Genomic DNA, 20,768 nt, shown 5'->3' with positions numbered 1-20,768 from the left:
TTATCGATCATCCAAAGCAACAAAGGCGCGCGGCTCGGCACCAACGTAACCGGCACTGGGTCGGATGATGCGGTTATTGGCACGTTGCTCTTTAATATGGGCTGTCCATCCGGAGACTCGTGACATCACAAAGATGGGCGTGAACAAATCGGTTGGGATGCCCATATGGTGGTAAGTCGATGCATGATAGAAGTCGGCATTTGGAAACAGTTCTTTTTCTCTCCACATCACTTTTTCGCAACGTTCAGAGATGTCGTATAGCCGGGTATCCCCGACGGCCTCCGAGATTTTTTTAGACCATTGCTTAATCACAACGTTTCGTGGGTCACTGGTGCGGTAAACCGCGTGACCAAAGCCCATGATTTTATCTTTGCGTTCAAGCATCCCCATCAGCTTCTGTTCCGCATCGTCTGGCGATTCAAAAGAACTGATTAGTGCCATGGCCGCTTCGTTTGCTCCACCATGCAGTGGTCCTCGCAGCGTACCGATGGCAGCGGTAACCGCGCTGTAGATATCCGTCAACGTGCTCGCAGCAACACGGGCAGCAAACGTCGACGCGTTAAACTCATGTTCCGCGTACAGAATCAACGAGGCGTGCATGGTATCGATATGAAGCGACTCTGGTGACTTCTGAGTCAGTAGCGCCAACCAGTGCTCAGCAATCGATTGTCCATCCGATGTGGTGGCTATGCGCTGGCCGTTGAAGTGAAAGTGATACCAGTACGCCATAATGCCGGGAAACTTAGCGAGCATGTTTACGATGTGATCATCCTGCTCGTCGAAGCTCATTTCCTGCTCAATGGTGCCCAGTGCTGAACAACCCGTGCGCATCACATCCATTGGGTGAGCATCTTTCGGTATACGCTCCAGTATCTCGCATACCGCAGTTGGCAGTTCTCGCTTGGCCTGAAGTTGTTCGTGATAGCTGGACAGTTCCTGCGAAGTCGGCAGTTCACCGTATTGCAACAGGAACGCTACTTCTTCAAAACTCGCGTGTTCTGCGAGATCGGCAATGTCATAACCGCAATAGGTCAAACCGCTGCCGGACTGACCTACGGTACATAAGGCGGTGTCGCCCGCGACCTGACCGCGTAGCCCCGCGGTATTCGTAGACTTGGCTACCATAGTACTCTCCTTATTCTTGTTTTCTTATACTGGAACCGGTGACGTTCTCATTGCTGTTGTTTTTGACGCTACCGGCTTTGCTCAATGCTTATTTTTTGGCAAATAAGGCATCGAGTTTTTCTTCAAAATCGTGGTAGTTCAGCACATCGTAGAGATCCATTCGGGTTTGCATGGAATCGACAACGGCTTTTTGATCGCCATCTCGTTTGATGTGCTGATAAACGTTAAGAGCCGCCTGACTCATCGCCCGGAACGCACTCAACGGATACAACACCATGGCGCAACCCGCGTCAGCCAACTCCTGCTGATTAAACAGAGGCGTCTGACCAAACTCGGTAATGTTGGCCAATACCGGGACGTTCAATGCGTCGGTGAATGCACGATAATCTTCTAGCGTGTGCACGGCTTCGGCAAAAATGCCATCAGCACCGGCTTCAACACAGGCATTGGCTCGTTCAACGGCCGCCTGCAGGCCTTCCTGCTGGAAAGCGTCAGTGCGCGCCATGATAAAAAACTGATCATCTTTACGGGCATCAACGGCGGCTTTCACCCGATCGACCATCTCATCCTGGCTGACGATCTCTTTGTTCGGGCGATGACCACAACGTTTCTGCGCCACCTGATCTTCAATATGCACGGCCGCAACACCAGCTCGTTCCATTTCCATGATGGTCCGGGCAATGTTAAAAGCGCCGCCCCAACCCGTATCAATGTCCACCAGCAACGGCAAATCGCAGGCGGCGGTAATTCTGCGCGCATCTTCGACAACGTCGTTCATGGAGGTCACACCAAGGTCAGGCAGACCGAACGAGGAGTTTGCAACACCGCCTCCGGACAGATAAATGGCGGCATGACCGGCTCGCTCTGCCAGCATGGCACTGTAAGCGTTGACAGTGCCAACAATTGGTAACGGTGTGTGATCTTTCAGGGCTTGTCGGAAGGCTTTACCTGCGCTCATAGCGGCTCTCCATTATTGTGTGTTTGCGATGTAGCGAATGAGGTTTTCCCGAGCCGTTGCAATGTGGCGTCGCATTAACATAGCCGCCAGCTCGCCGTCTCGATTACTGAGGGCTTCGAAAATCTGAGTATGTTCTTTCATGGCACGTTCAGGCCGGGCTTTCTGATGTGCGGACTGATACCGATACATGCGCACCCGATGATACAGTTCATCGCACAGCAACTGTGTTAACCAGGAATTTCCGGCGCCCTGAATAATGTGGAAGTGAAAATCCAGGTCCGTGTCCTGCTGAATGTAGGCTTCGCCACTGTGCTTTTCGACGAACTGGCGATGCGTGGTCAACAACTCGCCCAATGCGGCAAGGTCATCGTCTGACATCCGTTCTGCGGCCAGTTCGCACGCCATGCCTTCGAGCCGCTCACGCAGTTCATAAATTTCAATCATTTCTACCGGATTAAAGTCCACCACCTGGGCACCGACGTGTGGGACTTTATTAACCATTTTCCGGCTTTCCAGCCGATGCAAGGCGTCGCGCAAAGGTCCACGACCCAACCCCAGTTCGCGGCTGAGGTCAGCTTCGCGCAACCGGGTACCCGGTAAAATGTCGCCTTTAACAATGGCTTCCAGCAAATGATGGTATGCCTGTTCAGTTTGAGTCATATTTTGTTAACAATACCTAAGTAATTGGCGTGACTTTACTGAGATTACTCGGAATATCAATCTATATTGTTAACAATTAGCCTAAGATGTAGTCAAACCCGAAGCTATCCCCTATCGCTTATACATAAACCCTACCAGCGACGCGCTACTCAAAAGATACTATAATTATACTTTTTATATTTATCTAAAACATAAGAATAATTTTGGTAACTTAGCTGCATCCAAGGACAAAGGATTTGTCAGCAAGTCTGGATCTAAACTTTTAACTCTTTTGAAAAGGATATTTATGAAGGCTTTTAACATCTTAGTCGCCACCGCTATTCTGACACTCATCGCTCCCGTCTGGGCCGAAAGCGATACCACCACGGAAACCGCACAGGCTGAAACCGTCCTGCTGTACGTCGACATTAACGGTGATGACGCCGAAAAGCTGGCAGACCTGATGAATGGAGTCGGTTTGAAAAAAGCTGAAGCCATTGTCAGCTACCGGGAAGAAAACGGTGCCTTTACCGCGGTTGAAGATTTATTGATGGTGCCCGGCATTGGACCGGCGACGCTTGAGAAAAACCGCGCGATCATTCGGCTCAGCGAAGTAAACTGACCGACAGACATTTCCGCCTGCCTCCCCAAGGCAGGCATTCCACTAGCTCTCTCCTCCTCCCTCTGAAAAACCTCGTTTCTCGAATAAACTCGCCGCAAACAGGTAAGCCGTTACTGATATTTCTCAGCCGGAGATTGGCCTACAGAAAAACAACGCACATACGTCATGGACTTAACCTTTATAAGGTAGCCACCGAACTGACAGTCATTCTGAGATATAAGAAAGTGATCGAAGCAAACGGACCCGACCCTGTAATGGGCGATACTAAGCTGACAAAACAGGAAGTTGGTCGGAGCAGAGGGATTCGAACGGGGCCGCCTTCGGACACGACCCTGAAATGGACGATACTAAGCTGACAAAACAGGAAGTTGGCCGGAGCAGAGGGACTCGAACGGGGCCGCCTTCGGACCCGACCCTGAAATGAGCGATACTAAGCTGACAAAACAGAAAGTTGGTCGGAGCAGAGGGATTTGAACGGGGCCGCCTTCGGACCCGACCCTGAAATGGGCGATACTAAGCTGACAAAACAGAAAGTTGGTCGGAGCAGAGGGATTCGAACCCCCGACCCTCTGGTCCCAAACCAGATGCGCTACCAAGCTGCGCTATGCTCCGACGTTGGCGGTGAGTGAGAGATTCGAACTCTCGATACGATTTCTCGTATACACGCTTTCCAGGCGTGCTCCTTCAGCCACTCGGACAACTCACCGAAGAGGCGCGCACTTTAATGGATAGTTTTGAAGATTTCAAGGTTTATCTTTCAAAAACAATGATTTAGCGAGTGTTAACTCTGAGTCAAATCCTCATCTGTGTCGAAAAGAATTTTAAGTCAGATCGACCTGTTCAGACAAGGTCGTTACGAAATCGGCGCGCTCTAACTCCGGCACTTTCTTTACATCTCCGACGGGACTGCCCACATAGAGCATGCCGACAATCTGCGATGACTCATCCAGGTTCAAACGCTGTCTGACCCCGGAAGAAAATGCCGGATGCCCGCTCCGCCACACCGCCGCATAGCCTAAACCATAAAGCGCCGACACCAGATTATTGGCGGCACACCCAGTCGCGATTTCCTGTTCCAAGCGGGGGACTTTAACGTGGTCAATGATCCGGGCGTAACAGACAATCACGAGCGGGGCTCGCAAGGGACCTTTGCGGATTTTCTCCAGTTTATGCTCTGGCAATGAAGTGCCATCAGCCAGTAATCCTTCCACAAACATCTCACCTAAACGCTCACGTTCGTCATGGCGGCATTCAATAAACCGCCACGGCCTTAACCACGCGTGGTCCGGCGCCCTAAATGCGGCCTGATAGGCTGTGGCCAGTTCCTCGTCGCTGGGCATCGGTTCCGACAGCTTCGGGTGCGAAACCCGAAACCGCAGGCCATCAACCAGCCCGGGATTCTGTTTAATTGTCATGATAATCCCATGATTTACAGTCTGTTTTGCAGTACATTATCATATCGATAACGTGCACCCCATTCATCACCGTTGGAAATACAGGTAACCAGTTCTTATGGCGACACGGCCGGCCAAACGACAACAACAAAACGGGAAGACACCCTCAGCGAAAAGCCGCAATCACTCAGCCACCCAAGAGCTTGAGTTGTTCGATGACTTTACCGTGCTGTCGATTTCAGCAGAATTCAACTCCAGATCCATCATTTATCTGACCCTTGCCGGAACACTGGTCAGCAGTATCACCTATGGCGGTATCTCTCAGTTTTACTCGCTGGTGGTCGCCTTTTGTCTTGCCTACCCGACATTAGTCCGCTTTGCCAGTCTTAGGTTGCGTCGTCGCTACCCGAAACAAGTCGGGTACACGCTGATTCTGTTTGATGCCTTCTTCATCGGTACGGTTTTGGTGGTCATGGGACTGCCCATCATACCGACCATCTTCATACTGATTATGGCCAACGCCAGTTTCATTGCCATGGGGCAGGCCCTGGCCTACATGCTGTGCCTGAGTTTCATGTCTGCAGGCGCCTTCCTGATGTTCTATTTCATTCCGAACTTTCAGATTACCGAACCGCCGCTGCTGACTTCACTGATTGCAGCCTTTGGTACCGGCTTGTACGTCGCCATCACGGCCTTCTATACCAATCAATCGGCCAGACGTCTGAAAGCGGCGCGTTTGGAAATGTATAAGCAAAATGAAAAGTACCGATCCTTATCGCGCAAGCTATCCAAATATTTATCGCCCCAGGTCTGGGAAAACATCTTCAGCGGGAAACAAGACGTTAAGCTGGAAACCAAACGCAAGCGTCTGGTGATCTTTTTCTCTGATATTAAAGGTTTCAGCGAACTGTCCGAGCAGATGGAATCCGAATCATTAACCGCGCTGATTAACACCTATCTGACTGAAATGAGTAAAATCGTCATGAAGCACGGTGGCACCATCGATAAGTTTATTGGTGATGCCATTATGGTGTTCTTTGGTGACCCGGAAACCAAAGGCGTAAAGCAGGACGCCGAAGCCTGTGTTGCGATGGCGATCGAAATGCGCAAACACATGAAGGTATTGCGCCAGCGCTGGCGCGCCCAAGGTATTCAACAGCCTCTCGAAATTCGCATGGGCATTAATACTGGATACTGTACGGTCGGAAACTTCGGTGCTGAAACAAGAATGGACTACACCCTGCTCGGCAAGGAGGTCAACCTCGCGTCGCGATTGGAGTCCTCCGCAGAACCTTCCGAAATTCTGGTGTCCTATGAGACCTTCTCACTGATTAAGGATCGCATTTTGTGCCGGGAAAAAGGACAGATCCGGGCTAAAGGGTTCAGCCGACCTATCCCCGTTTATCAGGTGGTGGACTTCCGCAAAGACCTGGGTGCCCGTCGCTCATTTACCGAGCTGGATCTTGAGGGTTTTTCCATGTCCATGGACATGGAAAAAATCCGTCAGTATGACAAAGATAAGATCATCGACATGATCGATAAGGTAAAAAGCACCCTGACGGATAAATCGATTTAAAGCCTACTGCCGGACCAATCGTTCGTTTTCCGGGTATGCGTCTGGCCGGTTCGATCGATAGGGATTAATATCGAGACCGCCGCGACGGACATATCGCGCGTACACCGTCAGTTCCTGGCAATCACACTGAGCCATCAGATCGACAAAAATCCGCTCCACGCACTGTTCATGGAACTCATTGTGCTGCCGGAAAGAAATCAGATAGGCGAGCAACGCGTCGTGATTGATTTTCGGCCCCCGATATTCGATCAGCACGCTGCCCCAATCCGGCTGGCCGGTGACCAGGCAGTTTGACTTCAGCAGATGAGAACACAGCCGCTCGTGAACCGGTTCACCATCTTCAATGCTCAAGATACTCGGATCGGCATGATACTGAGTCACGTCGATATCAAGATCATCAATGCACTGTGCATTCCATTGGTAAATATCGGCACTGTGTCCTGCCTGACCAAGCTCAACGACCGTCACCTTAACCGGAGCCTGAGCCGCAGTACTCAGATCTTCCGTTAAACGGTCCTGTACGTCTCGTGCAGAGGCAAATCGTGTCTGATTAAAGGTGTTCAGATACAGTTTGAATGACTTGGATTCAATAATATTTTTACTGTCCGCCGGTATGAAAAACTCGGCCAATGCCACCACGGGCTTACCCCGTTGGTTTAACCAAGACAGTTCATAAGCGTTCCAGATATCAACCCCCTGGAACGGCAGATCACCCGACACACCAATCTCATCGCGCTTATCCTGACGGGGGATCGGGAATAGCAATGAAGGCGTGTAAGTGTCAACATAAGCACTCTGTTTACCCAGTGGGGACTGTTCTGGCAAGGCCATATATACTCCGAAATCGTTAATTATCAGCCACAGATCAGCTACGCAGACCTCGACCTGTATTCAGCAGGTACATCGCCCAGCCACCTAACACCACGACAAACACAAACAGCATAAAATAAGCAAAGCCGATGGGAATGTCCGATACCCCGATAATGCCGTAACGGAAGGTGTTCACCATATACAAAATCGGGTTCAGTTTGCTGATCCACTGCCAAACGTCGGGCAACAGACTGACCGAGTAAAACACACCTCCCAAGTAGGTCAGCGGCGTAAGAATGAAAGTAGGCACAATGGTGACATCATCAAACTTAGTCGCAAAGATGGCGTTGATCAAACCGGCGATGGAAAACACGACCGCGGTCATCAGAATCACCGAGACGGTGATGGCCAGGTTCGAAATCGGTAAATGCGTAAACCACAGGCTTAACAGCATAACAATCAGTCCGCAGGCCAACCCTCGGGCGACACCGCCGACGACAAAGCCCGACAAGATAATCCAGTTTGGTACCGGCGAGACCAACAGTTCTTCAATCGACTTTTGAAACTTGTTGGAAAAAAAACTGGAACTGACATTGCCGTAACTGTTGGTGATGACCGTCATCATGATCAAACCCGGGACAATGAACTGCATGTAGTCGAAACCGCCCATGTCTCCGATACGGCGACCAATCAGGTTTCCGAAAATGACAAAATACAACACCATGGTAATGGCGGGCGGCAGCAACGTCTGAGGCCAGATGCGCAGAAATCGGCGTACTTCTTTATAGACAATCGATGTAAAAGCGACCCAATATGGATGCGTCATAGATACCTCGCGTTATTCAGATTCGGTTGTCAGGTCAACAAACAGTTCTTCCAGCCGATTGGTTTTAGGCCGGATGCTGATCGCTTCCAGGTCATGCTCGTTAAAGCAGGCGAAAACTTCGTTTAAGGTTTGTCCCTGACGGGTATGAAACTCAATACTGCCGCCTTCGACCAGGGTCGCGCCATAGTCCGATACCAGCGTCGGTGGCAGCTCAGTAATCGATGCCGTGAAATCCGCGACAAACGTCGATCGGTCTTTGTCTTTTAACAAGGCCTTGGTCGGCCCCTGAGCAATAATATTGCCTTTACCGATGATGGCCAGATTCGGACACAGGGTTTCGGCCTCTTCCAGATAGTGCGTCGTCAGAATGATCGTCGTGCCCTGCCGGTTCAGTTCATTCAGAAAGCGCCACATAGAGCGGCGGATTTCGATATCGACCCCGGCTGTAGGCTCATCGAGAATCAGTATCTTCGGCTCATGAACCAACGCTCGGGCAATCATCAAGCGTCGTTTCATCCCACCGGACAGCATGCGCGCTGCCGTGTCCCGCTTCTCCCACAGATCGAGCTGCTTCAGATAGGTCTCTGCGCGAGTCAGTGCCAGCTTACGAGGTAATCCATAATACCCGGCTTGTTGAACAACGATGTCCAGCACTTTCTCAAAAGCATTAAAGTTAAACTCCTGAGGCACGACACCCAGCGAGCGTTTCACCTGCTCCCGCTGGGAATCCAGATCGAACCCGTTAACTTTGACGGTTCCTGAGGTTTTGTTCACCAATGACGATACAATCCCCAGTGACGTCGACTTGCCTGCGCCATTAGGGCCAAGCAACGCGAAAAAGTCCCCTTGGGGGACGGTTAGATCGATACCATTGAGTGCTTTAAAACCGTTGTCATAGACTTTCACCAGATTGGATATTTCCAGGGCATTCGCCATATCGATATAGCCTTACTATTGAGATAATTTGCCGTCAGGCCCGTATAGGTATGTGCAAACAGGAGAATTTCAATGTCAAAACGTTATGCACTGGTCACCGGCGCGTCAGGGCTGTTGGGCACGCAACTCATCCCGGTACTGAAAAACCGGGGTTACACAGTCATTGGACTGGCGCATCAGCACAGACCCGACACCGATGTCGTGATCAACGACCCTGCTGAAGTGGCTGACATCAGCCAGCATTTGCACCTGGTCGTGAACCTGGCCGGCCTGCCCATCATGGGGCGACCATGGACCCGGGGTTACAAATCCCGCCTGCGTGAATCAAGAATCGGGTTGACCGAGCATCTGATTGGCGCGTTACACCAACAAGGCATTACTTGCGACCATTTCATTTCAGGATCAGCCATTGGTTATTATGGCGCTACCGAAGAAGACTGCCACGAGGATCAACCTGCCGGTGACGATTTCAGCGCCCGACTGTGCGCCGATTGGGAACAGGCAGCTAAGACCGCTGAAAAGCTGGGGGCTATCGTCACCATCGTCCGTACCGGTCTAGTCTTATCCAAAACCGGAGGGTTTCTGGAACCCTTTCGACTGCCAACCCGATGCGGGATGCGTATGGTCTTTGGCGACGGACAACAATGGCTGTCCTGGATTGATTACCGGGATTGGCTCTGTGCCCTTGAGTTCATCATTGAAAAACACGCCCGCGGCACCTTCAATCTGACGGCTCCGGAACCGGAGCGACAGGCTGGCTTTAGTAAGACGTTAGTGGCAAATCGTCCGGTTGCCATCCCCATTCCCTTACCGCGTTTTGTGTTCTACCCCTTGGGTGAAATGAAAACGCTGCTGATCGATGGCCAAAAGGCCGCGCCCAGCCATTTGCTCAAACTCGGGTATGAGTTCCAATACCCAACCTTGAATGCATCGCTGGCAGACCTGCCATTTCCAGCCTGATGTTCAGGTCAGTGATGACGTTGACGCAGGACATTATCGACATAGGACTGGGCGGCATAGGGCATCCCCACATCCTGGTGGCGTTCTTCACTGAGATACCATCGATGCTCAAGAATCTCGTGGAAGAGTTCGGCGTCGTCCAGCCCACCCTTCAAATCATGAGGGATAATCTGTACTGACGGGTTAAACACCTCTGAAATCCATCGGTAGGCGGCGACTGGCAGTGGCACATCACGTCCTTCTTGTTCAGAAAGGATAATGCGATAGCGGTTAAGGCTGTTTAACAGACGACGCGCCTGGTTTTCCTGAACCTGCAGCCCTGTCAAAGAAGCCAAACGACGTTTGTGATGCCAATGTTCCACCACCCGCGGCACCATCTTAACCTGCTTACCATTATCAACGGTGGTAATTTCCATTTCTTCAACGTCAAATCCCAGTTCATTCAATCGACCGATGCGTTTTTCGATCAGATACTGATCTTCAGGATCAAACACATCCGAACGGGTCAGTTCTGCCCAGAGATTTTCATATCGAACTAACAATGAATCTGCCAGATCAATAGGATCCAGTTGTCCTGGCAATCCCACAGAGGCATCAAGGTCCATCAAATCCCCGGCGATATTGGTGTGCGCCAGTTCCAGATCAAACTCTCGGCGGTGATCCGTCAAATCGTCCAATAACTCACCGGTTTCGGCATCCACCAGGTAAGCGGCCATCAGTCCGGCATCACGGCGGAACAAGGCGTTGGAAAAGGAACAGTCCCCCCAGTAAAACCGGATAAGTGAAGCGCACTAACAGCTCAGCCAAGGCATCCAGCATCTGGTACATCTGCTCTTTGGAAATCCCTGCTGGATAATGATCCGATATGGCAGCGCACCGACCATGTAGTTCGTTATCAATAAGCCGCGGTTTTCCATGCTCATCGCGTCATCGTTCCGGTCTTTTTGCGCCGCACCGACGTTTTCATCCCGATGAGTCACCAACCCAACCGGTTCCACCACCGGCAATCCGAGCTCTTCCAACTCTCGTAACACGCGATACTCTTTTTGAGCAATCGGTGTCGCCAGCTCTTTTAACGCATACACCTGATCTCTGTGCGAAATAAACTTAACCACATTGCGGTGAATACCGCGGGCTACTTCGACAAAGTATTCTTCCGGCCATTCATTTAAATGACGCGACCAGGGAAGACGCAAATCGGTGAAATAGTGACTCGGAGAAGCAATCTGAAATTTCATAGCTGACTCATTAATTTACAATCCGACTAGTGTAACGGCGGCAACCATAAATACCGATGGGTATTTCTCAGTTTTTTACCACTCGAGCTGATCGCGCGCACAAAAAAGCCGGCATAAAGCCGGCTTTTAACGGTAACGCCCTAAGTTTACAGACGTTCCTGAGTTTCACCGTCAAAGATGTGCAACTTGTCGGTATTGATGTGCAGATTAATGGTGCTGCCAATCTGAGGCGTCTTATGCACGTCCATCTTCGCGATGAACTCTTTCTGCTCATGATCCAGAGCCATGTGCACAACCACTTCGTGACCCAGTGTTTCAACAATCTTAACAACACCAGAAATATCAGCGGTATTTGTCCATTCATGCTCTTCCGCTTCGCGGACATGTTCTGGACGGAAACCAACAAAGACTTCTTTGCCCTTACGCGCATCGATGCCTTCTTTCCACTGAGCTGGAGTCGCAATGGTGATATCCGGGTGTACCAGCTGCTGACCATCGTCAGAGATCGTCATTTTCACCACGTTCATGTTCGGCGTACCGATGAACTGAGCCACAAAAACGTTGGCTGGCGAGTCATACAGATCCAGAGGAGAACCGACCTGACGCAGCTCACCGTCATGCAATACAGCAATCCGGTCACCCATGGTCATCGCTTCGACCTGGTCGTGCGTCACGTAAACGGAGGTAATTCCCAGACGTTTCTGCAGGTTTGCAATTTCCGCACGCATTTGAACACGCAACTCGGCATCAAGGTTTGACAACGGTTCGTCAAACAGGAAGACCGAAGGCTTACGTACAATGGCTCGACCCAGGGCTACACGCTGACGCTGACCACCGGACAGTGCTTTCGGCTTACGATCCAACAGATGAGCCAGACCCAGAGTCTCAGCAGCTTCCGTTACCAAACGATCAATCTCGTCTTTGGCCATCTTGCGCAGGCGCAGGCCGAAAGCGATGTTTTCATAAACCGTCATGTGCGGATACAGAGCATAACTCTGGAACACCATGGCCACATCGCGGTCTTTCGGGTGAACGGTGTTAACCACGCGATCGCCGATATAGAGTTTACCGTCGGTAATTTCTTCGAGGCCGGCAATCATGCGCAGCGTGGTGGATTTACCACAGCCTGATGGGCCAACCAGAACCATGAATTCCTTGTCCTGGATATCCAGGTCAAGACCTTTGATGATATTCACATCACCATAGCTTTTAATAACTTTATCGAACTTAATACTAGCCATTCGCTTCCACTCGTTTAGTCATAATCGTAACTTAAACCCCGAAACCTCAGTCACGGGACCTTCAGATGTCGCCCTTTCAGGGTCTTTTCATCTGTCCTGCTGCAGTTGTAGTTTTATTACAGCTCTACTCTGGAAATCAGTCGATCACCTGCATTATACGCGTAATTATGCAACCAATGTCCAGTGAAAATTCGGTTCAGATGACATACATCAGGCCGTATAAGTGAAAATCCGGCTAAACGCCGGACTTTTCCATATTTGCATTCAACGGTTCAACCCGTCGGTTTTCACACCGACTGGCGCACGCGATTGATGCTTTGACAGAAAGCCTGGATATCCTCGCGCTTGAACAGCGTTTTGCTGCTTTCGTTCAACTTCCGGCGCCAGTTCGGATACTCATCGCTGGTTCCGGGGATATTGACCGGTTTGTTAATCAACATCATATCTTCCAGCTGCACCGCGATAATCTGCGAGCGGCTGGCCGCGAGATGCTCGTGAATCGCAAAACAAAGGCCCTGTGTCATCTCCTGCAGATCATCCGGATTCGTCGATAATCCGACGGGCAGACGGCCATGGCGTTTCAGCGCCTCAAGAATCAGTCCTTTGGCTTTTTCACGGGCCGCGCATTCACTGAAATAATCATCATCGCTGGCAAACATGTTCAGTTGGCGGCGAAGATCCAGATCACTCTTGTTCCAGTAAGCCACCACGGTCGGCATGTCATGGTTACAGACGATGGCGAGCGCTTTTTCAGCGTAATCCTGAGGTTCGGTACAGCCCTGCTCCCCGATTTCAAAATAAAACACCTTGTTCGAGTACAGCTCGGCTTCCGGGAAATACCGGGTCACCTCTTCCGGAACGGTTCCGAGGTCTTCGGCAATGACCATACATTCATTCCGCTGAGACTCGAGGTTCAAAATACCCAGCATGTCGAAGAGGTCGTTGTACACGTAAGCGCCGAAAGCCGCACTTTTACCCGGCGGACACCACCACAAGCGGAGCAAGCCAAGCGCATGGTCGATGCGTAAGGCACCGCAGCCTCGCATGTTATTGCGCAAGAGGGTTATAAAGGTCTCATAACCTTCATGCTTGAGCTTCACCGGGTCCAGTGGCGGCAGCCCCCAGTTCTGGCCATTCGGCCCTAAGGCATCGGGCGGTGCACCAACGGCGGCATCGAGACAGAAACTCTCGCGATTCCCCCACACTTCCGCACCACCGCGATCGGCGCCGACCGCCAGATCGCGATACAGGCCAATCTTCATGCCCAGCTCCTGACAGAGCTGGTGAATGTTTTGCAACTGTTCGTCCGCAATAAACTGCAGATACATCCAATAATGGATGGCATCCGGATTGTCACTGGCGAACTGCGCCACGGCTTCAGATTTGTGATCCTGATAGGCTTCCGGCCAAACCGGCCAACCCCAGGCATTGATATCCTGAGCCTTGAAGTGAGCCAGCAAAGCGTCAAACAATGCCTGGTTGTAAAGTGGCTCGCCCTGCTCTTCAATAAAGGCTTTAAACGCCTGATCCCGTTCAGTGCCCTGATTAAGATGGTTCTTTCTGAACACTGAATACAGCATTTCAAAGCATTCAAACTTCAGCGCGCTGACACCCGGATAATGCACGTCGTCGGTCGCCCTGAGCTGCTCGACCCGGGCTGCAAACGTTTTACTGCCTACTTTGCGCTTCAACGCCGGCGATTCCTGAAACTCCGGAACAGCCTCGACATCCGTATAAAGCACATTCAAAAAACTGCGGTTGGAAGGACTGTAAGGACTGCAATGCTCCGGGCTGATTGGATACAACGCATGAATCGGGTTCAAACCGATCACATCGGCACCTTGCGCCGACATATCCCGGATCAACTGTGCCAGATCAGAAAAGTCACCCATGCCCCAGTTACGTTCAGAGCGCAAGGTATAAAGCTGAATGGCGGTTCCCCAGGTTTTATCACCACGGGTCATCGGTGCGTTGTGATAACTGGTTTTCGGCGTACAGATCAGCGGTGCCGACATCTGACGCTCGCCTACCGTGACGGTCAGTTGGTGATAGCCGAGCGGCAAGGTTTTAGGCAGCGGCAGAATACGGCGAACATGCTGGGTTTCACCCATCCAGTAATCACCGGTCTGCGTCAAGAAATCCAGATTAAACTGGCCTTCAATCTTGTCACCGGTTTCGGTGGTAATGACCCAGGTCCCGGCCTGCCAGAGTTCCTCAGTGGTGACATAGAGGTTAACGCCCCAGTAATCCCGCAATGGCGACAGAACCGTAATCGGCTCCAGCAAAACATGCCACTGATGTGTATCCAGTGCCCAGGCGTCGTGTCCCAGTTGATCGTCATTATCCAGATCGTATCCCATGGCCCGGAGGATCAATTCAATGTTTTCGAAAGGCACTTCAGCCTCACGACCAAGATAGTCGATGAAGCTTCGCGATATCTTCCTCAGATGAGCGACTTTAGACGACAGCTCATAGTTCGCCATTTAGAACCCCTTTAACGTTTCGACCAGACGCAAACCTGATCACCAGTTTATGAATCTTTACATTACCGCACAGTGTAGTGGAGCCCATGCGTTTAGACGCATTGGAAAAAGCCGGTGCAGGAAGGATTTTAGGGAGGGTGGAAAGTTCCACCCTCTGGGCGCAATGGTCCTCACTGCACAGGTGAATAGACCCAGACCTTCGTAATCCCAGACAAAAAATCTTACACTGCTCAGTTAACGATCAATGAACCGGCTCGCCCAACCCACCATCGGACAGCTGCTCCTGACGTCCCTGCTGCAACAGGTAGTTCAGTGCTTCGCCAATCCGACTGGCCACTCGCTGCGGCGGGTTCTGATAAAAGGCTTGCCAGGCCTGCCCACGAAACTGGTTGTAGTGGCTAGCCCGAGCAGGAAAGTTTTCAATCCAGTTCAAGCGAACCGCGTGGGAAATGATCACTTCCACGATCAGATAATCGTCCACCCTTAACTGCGGATTGGCCTGCGCTAACGCCATGATGGCGCGGAGGGCTTCAATCGTCATCTGGCGATAAGACGGTGATTCAATTTTGTTTAACAGTCGCTCAATGAGCAACGCAAACTGGGGCTCGCCCGCGGTCATGGCACTGAGTATGTGGTCAGACTCAATACGACTGCGCGAGTCGAAACGATCGCCAACGACAACGCCACGGCATTGCTTAAGTAGACGCCAAAGTTGTTCGTAAAAATCATCCTGAAGCCGTGGCATAACGCCTTGCTGCTCACGCCATTGCAACCAGTTATGCGCCCCGTTCAGAGTAGAGGACTCCTGGGTAGACGCATCAAGCGTCACGAGACTTTGTTGTGCATGCAGTGACTCAGTATTGAACAGACGATCAACTTCAGATTGGTAGTCAGACAGAATCCGCCGGACACGCGATTCAATGTCAGACGGGCATAGCGCGGTCAGTTCAGCAAACGCCACATCCGGCTCGACCGAGCGTTCGTGTGCAAGCTGCCCCATCATCAACATGGCCAGATGCCCCGGACGGATGCTTTTCATACCGCTCAACAGTTCGGGTTCACCTCGCATTAAGGAGGCAATCATAATCAGGATTTCCTGATTGAGAATGCCCTCTCGGGGATCGCGTGCGGTGTTTTGGCGAATCAGCTGTAGGATCTCTCGATTCTGCAGCGGTGTAGTTATCATCCCCTGATCAGAAAAGGCCCGCCCAACGACAATGATCCGCTGACGGGTAAGAATTTCGGCGACGCTGTCTTCCAACCCACTCCAGTGTTTGTCCAACAGTCCCGCACAATGTCGCATGACGCTCCACAGTTGATGCTCGGTTGCGGTTTCATACAGCTCAGTCGACAACAACCGCACACTGACTAATGGCGCCAATCCGGTTTCGAAATCCAACCCATAACGTTCTTTTAGGCGGGCCAGGCAATCCACCTGCTGATAAGGGTTCGCCGATTGCGCCAACGTCGCAACAAGTTGCTCAGTCGTCCAGTCCGGCTGCAGTAACGACAGAACTGACTCCGCTGAACTGACCGTCACCTGTTCATCAAAAGCCAACCATTTACGGCGGCGCCCTCCGATGACCAATCCGTGAGGCGGTAATTGATAGTCCCGTAAGTCGTCGATCTGCTCCATCGCCAGCTCGTTCAGCTGCTCAAGAACATGGACGCTTCGGGACTGCAGACCGGAAAGTCGATTATTCTGAATATCGCTGAGCAACTGCGTTAACCGAACCGAGTCATCAGCCGACAGCATCGCATGTGTAATATCCAGAACCATGACCGGATCTTTTGGTGATTGCCAATGGCGGGAAATGTACGCAAGCTCCGACTGCAACAGTTCGCACAACAGCGCGTTGTCACTGGCAAGATAAAACCGATCGCGATTGCTGAACTGCGGCAGGAATACCACCGTTTCCCCAGACAGTCGATACAGTTGAGAGGTTGCCAACACTCTCGGGTTCCGCTGGGGTCGACCGGTCAACCCGAGCTTCGGGTTCTGACCGACGGCGTGAAACACCCGACTCAGTTCGGTGGCATCAAAGACACGAATCGGTTCAATATCACGTGACAGACAGGACTCAACCCCCTGCTCAGCCAGCGCACGCTGAACGTCCGCATCCTCGGCTAAAATCGTCAGACCGATGTTGGTGACCGGTTGTTTTCCGATTCGGGCAAAACTGTTGATCGGGTCAATGTCCGAAGGGGACAGAACCCCGGCATCCAGCAGGCAACCCAGGGTATACAGAGACTGAGTCCAGACCAATGGCACATTATTGTTGGCTCGTCGTGGCTGCGAACCCGGCGCGGCCTTCTCGGCCTCAATGTGTTCCGCATCCACAAAATACAGTTCCGGCAACAGCATCAGGCCATCTTTTTCGACACGTAAACCATCCAGCAACGCCCGATAATGTCGAATCTCGTCCTGATCGACACGAAACAACGCATCCAGATACAAAAAGGCATAAAACAATGGCCATTGTGATTCGATGTTTTCGAAATTCTGCAGTTCATGACTTTCGTAATGCAACCGATCATGATCTTCCAATACGGTCTGATGGCCATCGCGTAAAAAGCGAGCACAACCGTAGGGTCCGGCTAACTTATCCAGCACCCGCGCGCGGGTCTGCTCAATGACCTCGGTTTTCTCAACGGCAAACGCCGGAAAACCGATGATCGAGAGACAGGCTGCGTCGACTTCTTTAGACAGGGATTCACGTGGCAATAAGCTTTCCAACGTCGAACGACAGCGGGCAATCTCATCGTCCATGACATGAATGGTGCCGATCTGCCCCTCGCTATCGGGTAACAGATTAAGACCCTGCATCGCCTGCAGTGCGGCTTTCACCATGCCAACGGATGACGCATTAATCTCCACCCGCCCGTTGTTGATTTTGTTGCCACGCTCCCAAATGCCATAGTCCGGCGTGCGATACCCGCGTCCGATATACCACACCAGATTCTGCACAAAGCTGACTTCATCAGGTTGTGAAACAATGGACAAACCGGACCGGGACATTTGGGCCAGCATCAGCAGGAACAATGAGGTTGCGTCCAACTGCAGATGCCCCCATTTATCGTCGTCTACGACAACCTCACCGGATTGTGTGTCGTATTTAGCATGCAGAGCATCCAGAGGGTTTTGTGTGTATTTGAATCGCTCGACCTTATGCGTCTGCCGCATCATGGCAGTCAGCAGTCCGCGCATCAGCCGATGCACACTGTCAGCTAAGCGCTGGGTGCGTGATGGAAAATGATCAAACTTCTGATACCCGACCCATAACCCCCAGACAGCCATGATGGAATACACATTGTCCCGGACCCAGGCATCGGTGTAGTCGCCATGACCATTGACATCGGTGCTGGCAGGAAATAATCCGGACACCGGATCCTGTCGGCAGAGAATGGTTTGCTCGGTCAGCTCGTACCACTGATCCAGTTCGGTCGTGAGGGTCTCGATTTCACTGCGGGACATGGATATTCCTAAGGGATTGGGTTTCGCAGCCGTTCATCGGCTGCGAAGAAACGGATAACAATTAATGGTTCAAGCGATGATTCAGCACAGCCGCTGAGCCAAGTAGACCCGGTTGCTGTGAAACCACGACATAGGTGGGAATGAGTTGCACAAACCCGGCCAGTCGAGCCTTATCTTCGAACCGAGCTCTGAACTCACTGGATTTAAAGTACTCAATGAACCTCGGCACGATTCCGCCGGTAATGAAAACGCCGCCTTTTGCGCCCAGCGTCAGGGCCACATCACCGGCATAGCTCCCCAAAATGGCGCAAAAGCGAGCTAACGCCGCACCGCAAAGTTCATCGCTGCCATCAAGTGCGGCCTTGGAAATCTCCGGCGCGGACAACGCTTTTTCTTCGCCAGCCATTGAAGACAATGCACGGTAGATGTTTTCCAGACCCATTCCGGAAATCAAACGCTCATTGGATACCCGATCATGTTTGGTCAGCAGGTACTGTAAGATCCCGATTTCAGTCTCATCGGTGGGTGCGAAGTGAGCATGTCCACCTTCGGTTTCCAGGGTGACCGGTTCATTATCGTTGAACGCCAATGCCGCAAGTCCAAGCCCGGTACCCGGTCCGGTCACAGCAATCGGCATACCGACCACCGGCTCACCACGACCGATCTTAATCAAGCCATCATCATCCAGTTGAGGAATCGCATTGGCGAGCGCATTGTAATCGTTAATAAAGGTGAGTGTTTTGAATCCCAGTGTCGCCTTCAGTTCGGACACTTTGAACGACCAGGTGTGGTTCGTCATGGTGATCTGATCCTGATCAGTCGGACAGGCAATCGCCATGACTGAGTGTTCAGGACGCGGATAGTCTGCCGCAGGGCCGGCCAGATAGGCTTCGATCGCATCCGCAATGTTAGCGTACTCCGCACCGTTCAGAGCGGTCGGAGCAATCAGATCGGCCTCCGTTAACTTGAGCGCCTCACCCGGCGCAATGGTGCGAATGGGTGTCAGGGCGAAGCGGGCATTCGTACCACCAATGTCTGCAATTAACCCGAGCTGTTCCATGATTGATGTCCTCATAACTTTTTAACTATTGTTGTTGCGTTCTAGTACCGGGTCCCGAAAGCGTCCAGTCACCGACCATCGGTTCGCATAATGCCGCGCCAGCGGAAACCGGAGCTTGCTACGGATCAAATGAACCGGACCCACACCGCCGCACCGGGAAATATTCTGACATTTAGGATGATTTTTCCGGTTGAAGCTTTATTATTGAGTAACTTTACTACAAAAAAGACAAAACCAAGAGACGGTAAGGGTTGGAATTGAGGTTGAATCAGCCTTAAAACTGCGTCACTTTCAAGATCTTAGCTGATCTGAGGATTAGCCCCGACCGGGATAGAGTCTCTACCGGGGGCGAATCGCCGAGAAATCTGTCAATAAGTTAAGCCAGATCACTTTACCGTTGAGTTGTGAATTTCCTACAATCTCAACGCAACGACACTATTCTGGAAAAAAATCACAATGAGCACCAACATTTTAGATCGTTTAAAGTCCAACCCCAGCTGCCTGAGCAAGAGTGAACGTAAGGTTGCTCAGGTGATACTGAACGATCCAAACAAAGCGATCCGCTCATCGATTGCCAGTCTTGCCAAGGCCGCTGACGTTTCAGAACCCACGGTTAATCGCTTCTGTCGCAGCCTTGAATGCACCGGCTTTCCGGATTTCAAACTCAAACTCGCACAGTGTCTGGCTACCGGCACGCCTTACGTCAACCGCAATGTTGAACCGAACGACCGGGTTGAGGATTACACCAGCAAAATTTTTGAAGCCACGATGAGTGCGGTTAGTGACGCCAAGCGCTCCATTGATGTCAATGCGCTGAGCCGAACCGTAGACGCCCTGTCGCAGGCTCGGCGAATCGGCTTTTACGGTCTGGGCGCCTCCGGCAGTGTCGCTATGGATGCTCACCATAAGTTCTTCCGACTGAATACGCCCTGCGCGGCCTACACTGATGCCTTACAACAGCGCATGGCCGCCGCTGCCGCAAAGCCGGGCGACGTAGTGGTCATCATTTCCATCACCGGACGTACCATTTCGCTGGTAGAAACCGCCAAAATTGCCAGAGAATCCGGGGCAACGGTGATCGCGTTGACAACACCTCACTCTCCTCTATCGGAGAACTGCCATATTCTGTTGGGTGTGGACAGCCAGGAAAACACCGACATCTATATTAATATGACATCCAGAATTGTGTATCTGACGATACTGGACGTTCTGGCAACGGGAGTTACACTGAAACTCGGCCCTGAGTTTCAAAGCCATTTGAAGCGGATAAAGTCGGTACTGTCCGAAATGCGATTCAGTACCAGCAACAACGAGTAGCAACTGACATAAAAGCCCGCCACGGGCTTTTATTGTTTCAGTCCGCCCTAAAAGGGTTTCGGCTCCGACTGAAGCCCAAAACAGTAACGCCACCCTAATGAACACACA

Annotated in this window: 17 protein-coding genes and 2 tRNA genes; 4 read left to right on the top strand and 15 right to left on the bottom strand. The window is 51.6% G+C overall.

The annotated features are described in order from the left end of the window. The 3 genes from prpC to MED297_RS04825 form a co-directional block, all read right to left on the bottom strand. A complete protein-coding gene (prpC, locus tag MED297_RS04835) occupies positions 1–1,125 on the bottom strand; it encodes a bifunctional 2-methylcitrate synthase/citrate synthase (RefSeq protein ID WP_008042838.1) in 1,125 nt (374 codons plus the stop codon). An 88-nt stretch (positions 1,126–1,213) separates the two neighbouring features. After that, complete coding sequence (gene prpB / locus MED297_RS04830; RefSeq protein WP_008042837.1) at positions 1,214–2,083, bottom strand: methylisocitrate lyase; 870 nt, start codon at positions 2,081–2,083, stop codon at positions 1,214–1,216. 12 nt (positions 2,084–2,095) lie between these two features. After that, a complete protein-coding gene (locus tag MED297_RS04825; RefSeq protein ID WP_008042836.1) occupies positions 2,096–2,743 on the bottom strand; it encodes a GntR family transcriptional regulator in 648 nt (215 codons plus the stop codon). 286 nt (positions 2,744–3,029) lie between these two features. Here MED297_RS04825 and MED297_RS04820 point away from each other — a divergent pair, with 286 nt between their 5' ends. Continuing rightward, positions 3,030–3,344, top strand: a complete 315-nt coding sequence (locus tag MED297_RS04820) for a helix-hairpin-helix domain-containing protein (RefSeq protein ID WP_008042834.1) — start codon at positions 3,030–3,032, stop codon at positions 3,342–3,344. Positions 3,345–3,879: 535 nt separating this feature from the next. On the opposite strand, the gene MED297_RS04815 is transcribed toward MED297_RS04820, so the two are convergent. The 3 genes from MED297_RS04815 to MED297_RS04805 all read right to left on the bottom strand — a co-directional run bounded on the left by MED297_RS04815 (position 3,880) and on the right by MED297_RS04805 (position 4,759). After that, a tRNA-Pro gene (locus MED297_RS04815) sits at positions 3,880–3,956 on the bottom strand. 4 nt (positions 3,957–3,960) lie between these two features. Further along, a tRNA-Ser gene (locus MED297_RS04810) sits at positions 3,961–4,050 on the bottom strand. Positions 4,051–4,165: 115 nt separating this feature from the next. Further along, positions 4,166–4,759 carry a nitroreductase family protein gene (locus tag MED297_RS04805; RefSeq protein ID WP_008042832.1) on the bottom strand — a complete coding sequence of 198 codons (594 nt, stop codon included), beginning with the start codon at positions 4,757–4,759 and terminating at the stop codon, positions 4,166–4,168. A gap of 97 nt (positions 4,760–4,856) precedes the next feature. Here MED297_RS04805 and MED297_RS04800 point away from each other — a divergent pair, with 97 nt between their 5' ends. Next, a complete protein-coding gene (locus MED297_RS04800) occupies positions 4,857–6,314 on the top strand; it encodes an adenylate/guanylate cyclase domain-containing protein (protein WP_008042830.1) in 1,458 nt (485 codons plus the stop codon). Positions 6,315–6,317: 3 nt separating this feature from the next. Here the strand turns inward: MED297_RS04800 and queF are convergent, their stop codons facing one another. The 3 genes from queF to MED297_RS04785 are packed head-to-tail and all read right to left on the bottom strand — an operon-like array spanning position 6,318 to position 8,886. Continuing rightward, a complete protein-coding gene (gene queF / locus MED297_RS04795; protein WP_008042828.1) occupies positions 6,318–7,145 on the bottom strand; it encodes an NADPH-dependent 7-cyano-7-deazaguanine reductase QueF in 828 nt (275 codons plus the stop codon). A gap of 34 nt (positions 7,146–7,179) precedes the next feature. Then, the gene (locus MED297_RS04790) at positions 7,180–7,950 is read right to left on the bottom strand and encodes an ABC transporter permease (RefSeq protein ID WP_008042827.1); all 771 of its coding nucleotides are present in this window, start codon (positions 7,948–7,950) and stop codon (positions 7,180–7,182) included. 12 nt (positions 7,951–7,962) lie between these two features. Then, entirely contained in the window at positions 7,963–8,886 is a 924-nt protein-coding gene (locus MED297_RS04785; protein ID WP_008042825.1) for an ABC transporter ATP-binding protein, read from the bottom strand. 72 nt (positions 8,887–8,958) lie between these two features. Between MED297_RS04785 and MED297_RS04780 the strand changes: the two genes are divergently transcribed. Continuing rightward, positions 8,959–9,846, top strand: a complete 888-nt coding sequence (locus MED297_RS04780) for a TIGR01777 family oxidoreductase (RefSeq protein WP_008042824.1) — start codon at positions 8,959–8,961, stop codon at positions 9,844–9,846. A gap of 8 nt (positions 9,847–9,854) precedes the next feature. Here the strand turns inward: MED297_RS04780 and MED297_RS21770 are convergent, their stop codons facing one another. From MED297_RS21770 to glk, 6 genes are all read right to left on the bottom strand, one after another. Continuing rightward, positions 9,855–10,562 carry a DUF4032 domain-containing protein gene (locus tag MED297_RS21770; RefSeq protein ID WP_154650836.1) on the bottom strand — a complete coding sequence of 236 codons (708 nt, stop codon included), beginning with the start codon at positions 10,560–10,562 and terminating at the stop codon, positions 9,855–9,857. Between the two features lie 75 nt (positions 10,563–10,637). Then, the gene (locus MED297_RS21765) at positions 10,638–11,084 is read right to left on the bottom strand and encodes a hypothetical protein (protein ID WP_008042821.1); all 447 of its coding nucleotides are present in this window, start codon (positions 11,082–11,084) and stop codon (positions 10,638–10,640) included. A gap of 146 nt (positions 11,085–11,230) precedes the next feature. Continuing rightward, a complete protein-coding gene (locus MED297_RS04770; protein WP_008042820.1) occupies positions 11,231–12,325 on the bottom strand; it encodes an ABC transporter ATP-binding protein in 1,095 nt (364 codons plus the stop codon). A 287-nt stretch (positions 12,326–12,612) separates the two neighbouring features. Beyond that, positions 12,613–14,808, bottom strand: a complete 2,196-nt coding sequence (gene malQ / locus MED297_RS04765; RefSeq protein ID WP_008042819.1) for a 4-alpha-glucanotransferase — start codon at positions 14,806–14,808, stop codon at positions 12,613–12,615. A 241-nt stretch (positions 14,809–15,049) separates the two neighbouring features. Beyond that, complete coding sequence (locus tag MED297_RS04760) at positions 15,050–18,283, bottom strand: glycoside hydrolase family 15 protein (protein ID WP_008042818.1); 3,234 nt, start codon at positions 18,281–18,283, stop codon at positions 15,050–15,052. 61 nt (positions 18,284–18,344) lie between these two features. Continuing rightward, positions 18,345–19,343 carry a glucokinase gene (gene glk / locus MED297_RS04755; RefSeq protein ID WP_008042816.1) on the bottom strand — a complete coding sequence of 333 codons (999 nt, stop codon included), beginning with the start codon at positions 19,341–19,343 and terminating at the stop codon, positions 18,345–18,347. Between the two features lie 456 nt (positions 19,344–19,799). Here glk and hexR point away from each other — a divergent pair, with 456 nt between their 5' ends. Next, positions 19,800–20,660 (top strand): transcriptional regulator HexR, encoded by an 861-nt coding sequence (gene hexR / locus MED297_RS04750; protein ID WP_008042814.1) that lies wholly within the window; start codon positions 19,800–19,802, stop codon positions 20,658–20,660. The last annotated feature ends 108 nt before the right edge of the window (positions 20,661–20,768 follow it).

The organism is Reinekea blandensis MED297 (assembly GCF_000153185.1).
Classification (GTDB): Bacteria; Pseudomonadota; Gammaproteobacteria; order Pseudomonadales; family Natronospirillaceae; genus Reinekea; species Reinekea blandensis.
Note: the sequence above shows the minus strand (reverse complement) of the source record. Positions and strands in the feature narration are given on the sequence as shown.

Coding starts and splice junctions, on each gene's coding strand:
- prpC (WP_008042838.1), bottom strand. CDS start 1,125: ATGGTAGCCAAGTCTACGAATACCGCGGGGCTACGCGGTCAGGTCGCG.
- prpB (WP_008042837.1), bottom strand. CDS start 2,083: ATGAGCGCAGGTAAAGCCTTCCGACAAGCCCTGAAAGATCACACACCG.
- MED297_RS04825 (WP_008042836.1), bottom strand. CDS start 2,743: ATGACTCAAACTGAACAGGCATACCATCATTTGCTGGAAGCCATTGTT.
- MED297_RS04820 (WP_008042834.1), top strand. CDS start 3,030: ATGAAGGCTTTTAACATCTTAGTCGCCACCGCTATTCTGACACTCATC.
- MED297_RS04805 (WP_008042832.1), bottom strand. CDS start 4,759: ATGACAATTAAACAGAATCCCGGGCTGGTTGATGGCCTGCGGTTTCGG.
- MED297_RS04800 (WP_008042830.1), top strand. CDS start 4,857: ATGGCGACACGGCCGGCCAAACGACAACAACAAAACGGGAAGACACCC.
- queF (WP_008042828.1), bottom strand. CDS start 7,145: ATGGCCTTGCCAGAACAGTCCCCACTGGGTAAACAGAGTGCTTATGTT.
- MED297_RS04790 (WP_008042827.1), bottom strand. CDS start 7,950: ATGACGCATCCATATTGGGTCGCTTTTACATCGATTGTCTATAAAGAA.
- MED297_RS04785 (WP_008042825.1), bottom strand. CDS start 8,886: ATGGCGAATGCCCTGGAAATATCCAATCTGGTGAAAGTCTATGACAAC.
- MED297_RS04780 (WP_008042824.1), top strand. CDS start 8,959: ATGTCAAAACGTTATGCACTGGTCACCGGCGCGTCAGGGCTGTTGGGC.
- MED297_RS21770 (WP_154650836.1), bottom strand. CDS start 10,562: ATGGCCGCTTACCTGGTGGATGCCGAAACCGGTGAGTTATTGGACGAT.
- MED297_RS21765 (WP_008042821.1), bottom strand. CDS start 11,084: ATGAAATTTCAGATTGCTTCTCCGAGTCACTATTTCACCGATTTGCGT.
- MED297_RS04770 (WP_008042820.1), bottom strand. CDS start 12,325: ATGGCTAGTATTAAGTTCGATAAAGTTATTAAAAGCTATGGTGATGTG.
- malQ (WP_008042819.1), bottom strand. CDS start 14,808: ATGGCGAACTATGAGCTGTCGTCTAAAGTCGCTCATCTGAGGAAGATA.
- MED297_RS04760 (WP_008042818.1), bottom strand. CDS start 18,283: ATGTCCCGCAGTGAAATCGAGACCCTCACGACCGAACTGGATCAGTGG.
- glk (WP_008042816.1), bottom strand. CDS start 19,343: ATGGAACAGCTCGGGTTAATTGCAGACATTGGTGGTACGAATGCCCGC.
- hexR (WP_008042814.1), top strand. CDS start 19,800: ATGAGCACCAACATTTTAGATCGTTTAAAGTCCAACCCCAGCTGCCTG.